Below are 12,575 nucleotides of genomic sequence, written 5' to 3'. Positions count from 1 at the left end.
ATAACACTTTTCTTTATCACAGATGCTACGAATGCGCATGACTAATAAAAAAACAACCTATTTTACATGGTCTTTCTAAGGGAACGGTGGCCCATTAGAAATTTAGCAGGGTTTGTTATGAGTCGGCCAATTACGGCTCCTAATCTAATGTCCTCCTAAAAACTTAAGCCTTAGCCCCGTATAGATTTAACACTACAAACTATATCGATGAAAGCCTTACCTACCTTATTATGCATCCCGGACATAAGTGGTTTTACACAATTTATGAGTAAAACCGATTTTGAATTAAGCTCAAAAGTGATTCCCTCTCTTCTCAATAAGATTGTTTATTCTAACGAAATTGGATTAAAAATTTCCGAAATAGAGGGAGATGCCGTTTTATTTTATAAAACTGGGGACCTTCCTTCCTTAAAAGACCTACTTAACCAATGTAAGTTTTTTTATACGGAATTCTACAAGCAACTATACGCTTTAAAAAAACGACACCAGGGAACGGAGGCTGCAAAGATTATTCCCGAGGTGCTCGGATTAAAAATAATATTACATTACGGTGAAGAGGTTGGATTGGTAGCTGTTGGAAAACGGATAAAATTGATTGGTGAAGATGTGATTACCGCCCATCGCCTACTTAAAAACAACATCCCGGAGGAAGAATACATATTAATTTCCAATGATTTACTATCCCAATTTAGCGAGGAAGAAGTAAACATTCAATTGGATTGGGCTCATTTTGAAAAAGGGCTAATTAAGGAAGAGCATCTTGGAGAAATAGAATTTCGCTATATAGATCTTACAAGGATCCAAAAGTCCAGCTTTATACACCCCCAATAATAGCGTTAACATTCGCACCGAATGGATTAAGTGTTTTGGGCCTTGCTATGTACTTTTCGGGTACTAAAAATGTAAAATCATGGCTATAAAACAAGGAGAAGAAAACACCAAATTCATTAAAAAGGAAAAGGATCCAACCATGCAATACGTCTTTCAGAAAAACAAAAAGACCATACTGGCCACTGGTATTGTTACGGCAATCTTACTATTACTTCTAATAGGAATCATTGTTTCCGGATTTATTTTAGAGAGTTAAATACCATATTATGTCAGCACCCCCTCACTAATCATTTTAGGAAGTGTACCAATTCACCTAAGCAACTTAAAGATTGGCAACCCATAAATCCATCACCAATGTCTATGAAATGGCTTATTAAAACCTGTATTCTTACCATATGCATAAGTATAATTAACGCCTGCGCTACTTATGCTCCCCAGTTTAGTGAAACGCCATCCCTAGATAAGGTAAGCAACTCAGGGAAGAAGGTAGCCCATAGCATATATATTGCAGGCGGTTATGGCAATAAAAACCAGGGTATTACCTACCCTAGCTATTCTCTTTTGGCAAAGGAACTTAACAAAGCCTCGGAAGAAAGCACCCTCATTTTTACCGGAGATCAGATTTCACCAAAAGAGGGGGCCTGGGAGTTAGATAAAGATCTGTTGGATGCGCACTTAAAATTGATCCAAAATTTTAAGGGAAACACCATTTTCCTTCCGGGAAACAACGAGTGGAAGAGCTTTAAAAGCGGGAAGGTAGAAAGGGTGGAAGACTATATAAAGGATTTAGACAATGAAAGGATTCATTTTTACCCTGAGAATGCATGCCCAATAGAACAAGTGGTTATCAATGATCAATTAGATTTAATATTGGTAGACTCCAAGTGGTTTATTTCTAACTGGTCTAGGGTGGAGGACATCAATAAAAAATGCACCGACATTACTACTAGAAGGCGATTTTTGGAAGAATTGGAGGGTTATATTAATGATGGCCAGGACAAAAATATAGTTATTGCCATGCATCATCCCATTTTTAGCAATGGGAAATATGCCGGACGGGAAAGTTTAAAAAATCACCTTACCCCCCTCCCTCTTATAGGAACCCTCATGCACGGTATTTGGGAGCTTGGGGCCTTCTCTCCAGACCTTTTAAATAGCAGGCGGTATAATTATCTAAGGATTTTAGTAAGTGCCTTGGCCAAGGCATCGGATAGGATTACCATTGTCTCTGGCCATGAGGAAAGTCTTCAATACCTTACAGGCGGGGACATTCACCAGGTTATTGGAGGTTCCTTAACCAATAACACCCCCACTAATTTAGGGAAGGACTATATCACTACTATAGGGGGCTCCCTAAAATATGAGGGGAAATTTACCGCGGGCACCACAGGCTTCGCGAAGCTAGATTATTTTATGGATGGGTCTTCCAAGGCCACATTTATAAGCGAGGACGCTACCACCGGGATGGCGGTTCTCCCTCCCCTTAAAAAAACACCCCCTGTTGAGAACATTGCTAGAAACAAGAATACTATAGAACAAGTCGCCATTTTGGACGACGAAGAAAAATTGAACAAATCTAAATTCTACAAATTTCTATGGGGTGAACGCTACAGGGATTATTTTGGAAAATCCGTCACCGCACCGGTTGCATATTTAGATACCCTCTATGGAGGATTGGAGGTGGTAAAAAAAGGGGGAGGACATCAGTCTTACTCTATAAGACTGGCAGATAAGGATGGCAAGGAATATTCTATGCGATCTTTAAGAAAGAACGCCCTTAAATTTCTGCGATTCAAAATAAAAGGAATTGCTTTCAACGAAGAGGAGTACAAGGACACATGGACAGAGGAAGTGATATCCGATTTTTTCACTACCGCCCACCCGTATATGCAATTGGTTATTAATCCCATGGCAAGGGCAGTTGACGTAAACCACTCAAGTCCGTCCCTCTTCTACATCCCAAAGCAAGAACGCCTAGGCGCGCTCAACGACGAATTTGGGGATGAACTCTACTTTATTGAAGAACGCCCATCGGATGAACAGGTTAATTTTAAGGGATACAGAAGGGCGATAGATGAGGCAGGGAAAGTTAAGGAGATGGAGAGCACCACCGATATGTTGGAGAAAATTAACAGTGATGAGTCGTACACCACAGACCAAAAAGATTTTATTAGGGCACGTATTTTTGATATGCTTGTTGGGGATTGGGATCGACATCAAGATCAATGGCGCTGGGCAGAATATGAGAAAGACGATGGGAATACCGAATTTCTTCCTATTCCTAGAGATAGGGACAATGCCTTTCCCAAATTTGATGGAAATGCTATAAAGGCCATTAAGCTTTTTGTCCCAGCAGCAAGGCGATGGCAATCCTATGGCCCTGAAATACAAGATGTAAAATGGTTAAATATTGGGGGCAATAGGTTAGACCGTGCCCTTCTTAACCAACACAATGCCTCCGTATGGGAAGAACAGGCTAGATATATACAGGAAAAACTTTCCGAGGTGGAAATAGACCAAGCATTTATGCGACTCCCTAAAGAAGTAAGGGATACTACCAGTGCAAAAATTAAAAGTAGTTTAAAGAAGCGACTTCAGAACCTTCATAAATACGCCAAGGAATACGGGGAATTCCTAGACGAAAAGGTGTTGATACACGGCACCGAGAAGGATGACCTTATAGAAGTAACCAGACGTGCGGATGGAAAAACCAAGGTGGTTATGAAGCGGTTGTTAACAGACGAAGAAAATGAGCTGATGTACGAACGCACCTTTGATCCCAGAAGCACCAAGGAAATTTGGATCTATGCTTTAGGCGACGGGGATATTTTTGAGGTTTCCGGAGAGGGTAAAAGTAACATATTTATCCGATTGATAGGAGGCTATGGGAAGGATCAATACAAAATAACGAACGCTAATGCCTTAAAAGTATACGACTGGAAGCATGAGGAATCGGAATTTGAGGAAAAAACCCCCTCTAAAACGTTGAGCAATCTCTACGAAATCAACACTTATCATTGGCGGTATTTTGGCAGCAACAGTAATGTGTTGGTCCCTTCCATTGGGTTTAGAACGGATGACGGTTTCTATTTAGGTGCTTCTAACATCTATACGCACAGCGGTTTTAACGGGAGTAATTTCAGTCAGAAACATCGTTTGGCCGCCAATTATTATTTCAAATTTAAAGCGCTGGAATTATCTTATGCAGGCCTATTCGCTAACATTATACCCAAATGGAATTTGGAATTGGACGGGTACTATACCTCCAATAGGTTTTCCCACAATTTTTTTGGTCTTGGAAACGGATCCTTAAACTTGGAAGACGATTTGGGACGTGATTTTTATCGCGCCAGAATGCAACAACTACAATTAAAAGCAGGGATAGGGTATCATACCTTAAAAATAAAGGGACTCTTTGAATCTTTTAAATTAAAGGATCTGGAGGATAGGTATTTTAATCCTTCCAATGTAGATAGTGATGTTTTTGAATCCCAACAATATGTGGGGGCAGAGACTTCCGCTCATTATAAAATGGACGATGCGGCAGATTTCCCTACTAAGGCTTTGTATTTTGGATTAAACTTGGGCTATAAAATGAATACCCGTATCCACAACAATCAATTTGGCTATTTTGCCTTTAAGCTCGGTTTTAGCCACAAGCTGATCCCCTCTGGTAATCTAGTTTTAAGCAGCACGGCAGAATATAAGACCAATATAGGTGGCGGCGGCTATTTCTTTTATCATGCACCTGCCCTAGGGGGCAATAATGGCCTACGCGGATTTAGGGACGACCGATTTGCCGGCCGTTCCTATTTCTACAATACCACAGACCTAAGGGTTCGCATAAAAAGGATTGCAACAGCTGTGGCCCCTATTACAGTGGGACTTTATGGAGGGTTTGATTATGGGCGAGTTTGGGAAAAAGGAGAAAACAGCAATAAATGGCATACTTCCCAAGGGCTTGGGGCATGGGTAAGCGGCTACAACTTCCTCACCTTTAACGCAGGATATTTTAATTCTGTAGAGGGGAATATTGTTCAAATAGGATTTGGCTTTGAGTTTTAAAGCTCAAAAGAACATGGGTGCTTCTAAATTATTGCAACCTAAAGGTTATGGGGATGATATACGACACTTTAACGGCCCTCCCACGTTGCTTTCCAGGCTCCATATGTGGTAGTGCGGCAATAATTCTGTTGGCCTCTTTCTCCAATAACTTATCTGGCCCCCTGGTCTGTATCTGTACAATTTCTCCGGTATTATTTATTATAAATTGAACATATACCCTACCCTCAATGCCCAACTCTACGGCCACATCCGGATAAGTGAAATGTTTCTGTATATGTTCTTGTATTTTCTTTTGAAAACACGCTTTTAAGGCGTCATTGTTTTTCCCTGTACAGCCAGGGAATACCGGCACATTTTCAATAACCGCAAAGGGCACTTCCACATCTTCCTCCTCCTCTTCTACTACAACAACGTCCTCTACCTTTAGGGGAGCAGCTTCCACCACCGTTTCCTGATTAGTTTCGGTGCTTTGGATAACCGTTTCCTCTATCTTAGCAATGTCCTCTACAATTTCAATAATCTCTGGTGCCGCTGGGGGCGCAGGAGGCGGGGGTAATTTTGGGGCATCCGTTATAGGTACCATCTCATCCAAATTATCTACCACAGATAATATTTCTACTTCTGCCCCTTCTTTAGGATAGGTACGCAATTCCAAGGCCCTCCAAACCACAAAAAGAACCAAAACAAGGCCGATAACAAAAAAAAGACCACTTTTTTTGTTCAAATCTACCTTGGGGTTCTTTTTAGGTTTCATGACGGTACAAATTGTCACTCTAATTTCCCCAATAATTATCGGTTTACCTATGATAATTATCAGTTTGGACAGATTTTTTAAAAAATAAAAAGCTTGTTCTACGAAGGCTTTTCAGCAATATATTTATCCGAAAAGAACTTTAGAACTTGCCCCATTCCCATAGCATTCGTGCCATGGGGCAACGTACTTATGGCTTATTGTCTTGGAGTAGCGGTAATACTAACCTTAATAACTCCTGCAGATTCTGGCACATTGGGTTGGGATGTTGGGTCCACCAACCTTACCGTAGCATCAGGGTCATTACTTCCCGTATTGGAAGCAGACTGTCTAATTACTTGGGAGAGTCCGGCTCCGGGGTATTCATCGATTTCCGTACCTGCATCATAAAGAAAAACCTGTGAAGTTATGTCTCCACTAATCGGCTGTCTATTTTCAAATAGTGGAATCCCATTTTCGGAAAAGGCATAAAACCAGTCGTTGCTCTGTACGAACATCGTTGCAAAGGAAAGGTAATCTCCCTCTATCGCGGTAAAAGAAAACGCATAGCTCCCACCAGGCCCTATTGGCCCTGGGTCTGTAGCCCCTGTGGGAATATTGAATACCTGCGTAGATACTACTCCCGTTTTACCTTGGAGGGAGGCCAGTAGCATGCTAGGGTCACCATCTTCTGCCACAGCTTCCAGTCCCTCGCCAAAATCGTTATTCCCGCTACTATAAATTGGATGAACACCCATGCTATGAACAGCCCATACCCCAGGGGACAAGGGAATAATTAAGCCAGTACTTTCTTGGGTATCCACGGCTAAGGCTTCGGTAAAACCATCTTCGGCGATATTTTCTACCCCTTCGGCACTTTGTACAAGACCGGCATTGGCCAATGCACTTCCCTCTTCAAAAAATGGTGATTCTAAAGTATGGACTACATAAACTCCTGGAGATAAAGGTACTGCAGCAGTAGTACCCGCTCCTTGTCCCGGAGTAGGGATGGTACTGGCAGTGGAAACATTTTCGATCCGAACAGTAAACTGGGCAGGCCCTGTATTTTCAATGCTTACTTTGATCACCGCATTATTATCGGGAATGACGTTCCCAAATGCGTCCATATTGTTTTCTACTAGGGTCACCACCCCATTTTCATCTACTCCCTGATCTTCTGCATCCGGATCCTGTTGGGGTTTCTGATTTGGACCACCGGTTTCCTCATTCACCTCCGTACCGGCATCCCATAAGAGTACTTGGTCTGTAACATCTTCGGGGCCGTTGGCTCCAATGGGATTACCCATGGCATCATAAAGGGCGATGCCTTCTTCTGCCGGAGCAAAAAACAAGTCGTTAGATTGCACAAACATACTCACAAATGACAAGCGAGTACCACCATCATTAGGCACTACTACGGGACCTGCATTTATAGTAAATTCATAGGCATCCCCTGGAAAAATAGGTGCCGGATCCGTCGCACCCTCAGGTATATTGAATACAGCTGACTGAAAAATAGGTTTAGGAATTACTACGTTTTCTATGGTAACTGTAAAATCTGCCGAATTAAATACGGGAATAAATTCCCCGTTGTCATCGCTAAGGCATGCACCAAACAGAATAGCGGCCCCAAAAAGGGGCATTAAAGAAGTCTTTTTCATGATAGCATCTTTTTTTAGATTATTCGTACGCCCAGGCGCACGAAGAAAAACCGGGGAGGGTTTTAAAAGTTCCCATAATTGGGTTCTACAAAAATTTGCATCAGGTTTTCATTTGTTCGCTTCAATTCCAGTTCAATAAATACCCATCTCCATGTATGTCACAAGATGGTATAGCGTATTTTTAGAATTTCAGATCAAGGTTTTGGTTTCCTTGGTAGCACCTCTTCTGGGAAAGGAAATAGAATGGTCGAGTTTTTTTCGGCGGCAATATTGGAAAGAGTTTGATAGAGTCGCAGCTTAATAGCAGATGGGGACTGGTCTATGAGTTTACCCGCTTCCAGCAGTTTTCCGGCTGCCTGCTCCTCGGCCAAGGCGAGAATGATTCTGGCCCTTCTAGAACGCTCCGCCTCGGCCTGATTAGCCATCATTCGCTTCATGTTTTCGGGCAATTGAATATCCTTGATCTTAACATCTATTATTTCTATACCCCACTCCTTGGTCTCCAATTCTACAATGGCCTTAATATTTTTTCCCATCTCTTCGCGCTTGGATAAGATGGTGTCCAATTCCACTTTTCCACAAACATCCCTTAAGGCAGCCTGTGATAATTGCGTAATGGCGAAGCGATATTCCTCTACTTCCAACACCGCTTTTTCAGGGTCGTTAATCCTAAAGAAGACCACGCCATCTATGCTACAGGGTACATTGTCTTCCGTCATTACTTCCTGGGAAATAATATTAATGGTAATCACCCGAATGTCCACTACCTGAATAGTTTCTACAATAGGGATAATCCACCTAAAACCCGGTTGCAGGGTTTTAATATACCGACCGAACCTAAATTTTAGGGCCCGTTTATATTCGTAAACAATTCGTATTCCCGACAGGAGAAATAATACGAACAATACCAAAAAAACAAAAGGTGGTGCCATGGCGTATTCTTTATGTGGATGCTATTAATACTTTTTCCGTAGAAAAAATGTCTGAGCTTTCTTGCGGACCTTCTTCATCAACGGGGAGCAACAAAAGGAAAAGCAACTAACCTTCCATTTCTTAAGAGGGCTTCCTTTAAAGTTACGAAATAAACCAATGTGCACCAAAACAATGCCACCCCTAATTTCCAAGGGGCGTCCTTCTTTTATGCCTACTCAATTTTTAGTATCTTACAAGAACAAACACTACCCATGAAAATAACTTCCCACTCGCTGATATGGGTTTGCCTTTTATTTGGTTGTTTGGGGTATGCCCAAGATACAGAAGGAGGGCACGAGCAATGGGAGTATGCTTTGGAAGATACAGGCGACGTCCTACAAATGGCCTTACCGCTTAGTGCAGGAATCATGACCTTGCTCCATAAAGATTACCAAGGGACCAAAAAACTGGCTTTCTCCTATGCGACCACTATGGCACTTACCTATTCCTTAAAAAAACTGACCAAAAAGAAAAGGCCCGAGGGCAGGGAACTCTACGATTCGTTCCCTTCTGGACACACCTCATCTGCCTTTTCCGGGGCCTCCTTTATACAGCGAAGGTACGGTAATAAGTACGGTATTCCGGCCTATATTCTGGCAACCATTGTTGCAGTGAGCAGAACAGAAGCACCGGATGGATACCACGATTTTTGGGATGTTTCTGCCGGCGCCCTCATTGGAATTGGAAGCACTTACTTATTCACCAAACCGTATGTTAACAATACTATGAACCTTGGATTTTCTAGCGGCAGGGACTATTACACTCTAAGTTTTACCTACTCCTTTTAACTTAGTGGTTCCTTATTTTTTTTACCATTGATCAAAAAAAATTAAGCAAAAGGTGCTATTTACATCTAGGTTAATAAATAGTATATTTAAAGATTAAAAACCAACGAACCCTCAAAACCAACCCTATGCCTTTACTGATCGTAGTCCTTGGGATAGTACTCCTCTTTATCCTAATTGCCAGATTTAAGCTCAACGCCTTTATTGCCTTTATCATTGTTTCACTAGGGGTTGGCATTGCCGAGGGCATGGAGTTGGAACTCTTGGTCCAATCCATTCAGAATGGAATTGGGAGCACGCTTGGTTTTTTGGTCATGATTTTGGGATTAGGGGCTATGCTGGGAAAACTAGTAGCAGACAGTGGAGCAGCACAACAGATCACTAGCCGTTTGGTAGCCAAATTTGGCACTAAAAACATACAATGGGCCTTGGTGCTCACTGGTTTTATTGTGGGAATCCCCATGTTTTACTCCGTAGGTTTTGTTATTCTTATTCCTTTAATTTTTACTATTGCTGCCGCTACCCGGCTTCCTCTCTTATACGTTGGGCTTCCAATGATTGCTGCCCTATCCGTTACACACGGTTACTTACCCCCGCACCCTGCCCCAACGGCCATAGCCACCACTTTTAATGCAGATATTGGAAAAACCCTCTTGTACGGAATCATCATCGCCATCCCTGCCATTATTGTTGCAGGCCCCTTATTTTCCCGTACTATAAAGAATATTACTGCCACCCCTTTAAAAGAATTTGTAAACCCACGTATCCTAAAGGAGTCGGAGATGCCCGGAATGGCAACCAGTATCTTTACTGCATTGCTGCCCATTCTCCTGATTGTGATGGCTACCTTGGCAGATCTCTTCATCCCAGCAGAAAATCCTATTCTTCCCTTCCTTCATTTTATTGGGAATCCGGTAGTGGCCATGCTCTTATCTGTATTAGTGGCTATTTACACCCTAGGATTGGCCAGGGGCAAAAAAATGCCGGAAATTATGGGTTCGGTTAGCAGTGGGATATCTGGGATTACCATGATTCTACTTATCATCGCAGGGGCCGGAGCCTTAAAACAAGTACTTATAGACAGTGGAGTGAGTTTATATATTGCAGAAATTTTAAAAGACTCTGCCCTATCCCCCCTTGTTCTTGCCTGGATGGCAGCCACGGTTATTAGGGTCTGTGTAGGCTCTGCCACCGTTGCGGGTCTCACTACCGCCGGAATCGTTTTACCCTTGGTATCGGCCACTGGTACCAGTCCGGAATTAATGGTCCTTGCCATAGGATCTGGTAGTTTAATGCTTTCGCATGTGAACGATAGCGGTTTTTGGCTTTTCAAGGAATATTTTAACCTAACCGTAAACGAAACCCTGCGCACTTGGACCGTTATGGAAACAACCGTAGGCGTGATGGGCTTAGTAGGGGTATTGGTTCTAAATCTATTCCTCTAAATACAAGCACATTTAATAATTGCTCCAAAAGAATTATGAAGTTGCGCTTGGCATTCCCTTCCAAACACAGTAGCTTTAATGTTGAAAGCCTTTGGAACATCAAAAATTCAACCAACGCAGGCAATTCCTCACATGATTTCAAGGCAATTAAAATGACGACAGATGACAACAAAAGATTGGTATACCCTTACCGAAACCAACAACATCATTACGCCTTCCCTAGTGGTTTATCCTGAGCGGATAGCGGAAAATATTAAGACCATGATCCAGATAGCAGGAGGGGCGCAGTATTTAAGGCCACATATAAAAACCCATAAAATGGCCGAGATTGTTCAGCTACAACTACAAGCTGGAATTAATAAGTTTAAATGTGCCACTATTGCCGAAGCTGAATTGCTGGGGCAATGCGGAGCCAAGGACATCCTTTTGGCCATGCAGCCAGTAGGGGCAAACATAGCGCGATTTTTCTCCCTAATAGCTACCTTCCCAGAGGCCCATTACTCTACAATTACGGATAATCTGGAGATTGCTATGGAGATTGCCAACAGGGCTGCTGAAAAGAACCTGAAAATCTCCCTTTGGGTAGATATTAACAATGGGATGAACAGAAGTGGAATAGTACCGGGTACTGCTGCAGAGGAGCTCATTAAAGCAATCCATAAACATCCTCACCTTATAGCCAGTGGCTTGCACGTATACGATGGCCATATCCGGGATAAGGACCCTATAGCACGTAAAAAGACATGCGACCGGGATTTTGCTCCTGTATTAGCACTTAAAAAGTCGTTGGAAGACGCACATATCCCCGTACCTACAATTATCGCTGGCGGCTCCCCTACCTTTCCGTTTCATGCCGAAAGACAAGGGGTAGAAACCAGTCCGGGAACCACGCTATTATGGGATGCCGGCTATGGCAACTCCTTTAAAGATTTAGCATTCCTTCCGGCCGCAGTGCTCCTTACCAGGATAGTTAGCAAGCCCAATACGGATATGCTATGTTTTGATTTGGGCCATAAATGGGTGGCCTGTGAAAAGGAACTACCTAGGATACATTTTTTAAATGTCTCCAATACAGAACAAACCGGGCAAAGCGAGGAGCATTTGGTGGTCCATTGCCCCCAGGATTCGCAACCTAAGATTGGGGCCTTGGCCTATGCCATCCCCCTTCACATCTGCCCTACAGTGGCAAAGTACAATCGGGTTTTAACAGCTGTAGACGGGACCATAACAGGAAGCTGGAAAGTGGCAGCACGCAACAATAAAATTACCCTATAAACAAACCTGCTTCAATAAAAAAAGGATGCGAAGAAGAACATAACCTATCAACCTCCCAACCTCCCCAGAATAAGGCTTAATTTAACAAGCATTTAATCTATTGTTGGCAAGGTATTTGATATTTTTGTAGGTCAACCGTACCTAGAATAGGCCTTATGAGAATTATTTATTTGTGTTTTATCGTATTTCTAGTTTCCAATTTGGGGAGGGCGCAGACAGACCTTCCTACAACACAGCCATTAATAATTAAAGGGGATAGGAGTACCATGGATAAGCCAGAGGAAAGCACTATCCTAAAGATACCTTCGGTACTAGACAAAAAGCCTACGAGCAATCTAAGGGATTCCCTGACGGCCAGACAAATTAATATGCTCCCCACCCGAAACTTAATTCAAGCGGGCCATAACCTAAAGCTAGACCCTAAGGTGCGGGAAAAAGAGAGCAAGAGCTCCTCTACCTATTTTGGGGATATGTATCTGGGTGATGTTAAGACCAACGGTAAATTTGTGGGTGTCATGTACCGCGATCATGAATATGTTGATGGGGACCGAATTAAGGTTTCCCTAAACGATGAAGTGGTAGAACCCAACGTATTTCTTACAGGCGCATTCAAGGGTATTAATCTAGACCTTAAAAAAGGGTTTAATAGAATAGACTTTGAAGCGTTAAATCAAGGTACATCCGGCCCCAATACAGCCCAGGTAAACGTATACGACGACCAGGGTAAATTGATTCACTCCAATATGTGGAATTTATCCACCGGATCTAAAGCGACCATTATTGTGGTTAAGGAATAATTCCCCCCTATAAA

Annotated in this window: 10 protein-coding genes; 7 read left to right on the top strand and 3 right to left on the bottom strand. The window is 42.5% G+C overall.

Annotated elements, in window-relative coordinates; genetic code table 11:
• Positions 1–207 precede the first annotated feature (207 nt).
• From F1E73_RS06300 to F1E73_RS06295, 3 genes are all read left to right on the top strand, one after another.
• Entirely contained in the window at positions 208–831 is a 624-nt protein-coding gene (locus F1E73_RS06300) for a DUF2652 domain-containing protein (protein ID WP_150451442.1), read from the top strand.
• Between the two features lie 79 nt (positions 832–910).
• Positions 911–1,087, top strand: coding sequence for a hypothetical protein (locus tag F1E73_RS17580; protein ID WP_191088990.1), 177 nt, complete (start codon positions 911–913; stop codon positions 1,085–1,087).
• Positions 1,088–1,191: 104 nt separating this feature from the next.
• Entirely contained in the window at positions 1,192–4,896 is a 3,705-nt protein-coding gene (locus tag F1E73_RS06295) for a BamA/TamA family outer membrane protein (protein WP_150451441.1), read from the top strand.
• A gap of 28 nt (positions 4,897–4,924) precedes the next feature.
• Here the strand turns inward: F1E73_RS06295 and F1E73_RS06290 are convergent, their stop codons facing one another.
• The 3 genes from F1E73_RS06290 to F1E73_RS06280 form a co-directional block, all read right to left on the bottom strand.
• Positions 4,925–5,650 (bottom strand): energy transducer TonB, encoded by a 726-nt coding sequence (locus tag F1E73_RS06290; RefSeq protein WP_086475889.1) that lies wholly within the window; start codon positions 5,648–5,650, stop codon positions 4,925–4,927.
• Between the two features lie 194 nt (positions 5,651–5,844).
• A complete protein-coding gene (locus tag F1E73_RS06285; protein ID WP_223883376.1) occupies positions 5,845–7,287 on the bottom strand; it encodes a spondin domain-containing protein in 1,443 nt (480 codons plus the stop codon).
• A 194-nt stretch (positions 7,288–7,481) separates the two neighbouring features.
• The gene (locus F1E73_RS06280; protein WP_086475887.1) at positions 7,482–8,219 is read right to left on the bottom strand and encodes a slipin family protein; all 738 of its coding nucleotides are present in this window, start codon (positions 8,217–8,219) and stop codon (positions 7,482–7,484) included.
• 252 nt (positions 8,220–8,471) lie between these two features.
• On the opposite strand from F1E73_RS06280, the gene F1E73_RS06275 reads away from it, so the two are divergent.
• The 4 genes from F1E73_RS06275 (at position 8,472) to F1E73_RS06260 (ending at position 12,561) form a co-directional block, all read left to right on the top strand.
• Complete coding sequence (locus tag F1E73_RS06275; protein ID WP_140157703.1) at positions 8,472–9,047, top strand: phosphatase PAP2 family protein; 576 nt, start codon at positions 8,472–8,474, stop codon at positions 9,045–9,047.
• Between the two features lie 125 nt (positions 9,048–9,172).
• Complete coding sequence (locus F1E73_RS06270) at positions 9,173–10,489, top strand: gluconate:H+ symporter (protein WP_150451440.1); 1,317 nt, start codon at positions 9,173–9,175, stop codon at positions 10,487–10,489.
• A 162-nt stretch (positions 10,490–10,651) separates the two neighbouring features.
• Positions 10,652–11,764, top strand: coding sequence for a D-TA family PLP-dependent enzyme (locus tag F1E73_RS06265; RefSeq protein WP_150451439.1), 1,113 nt, complete (start codon positions 10,652–10,654; stop codon positions 11,762–11,764).
• Positions 11,765–11,919: 155 nt separating this feature from the next.
• On the top strand, positions 11,920–12,561 hold the full coding sequence (locus tag F1E73_RS06260) for a hypothetical protein (RefSeq protein ID WP_086475883.1): 642 nt from the start codon (positions 11,920–11,922) through the stop codon (positions 12,559–12,561).
• The last annotated feature ends 14 nt before the right edge of the window (positions 12,562–12,575 follow it).

Source organism: Arenibacter lacus, assembly GCF_008711145.1.
In the GTDB taxonomy this organism is placed as follows: Bacteria; Bacteroidota; Bacteroidia; order Flavobacteriales; family Flavobacteriaceae; genus Arenibacter; species Arenibacter amylolyticus.
Note: the sequence above shows the minus strand (reverse complement) of the source record. Positions and strands in the feature narration are given on the sequence as shown.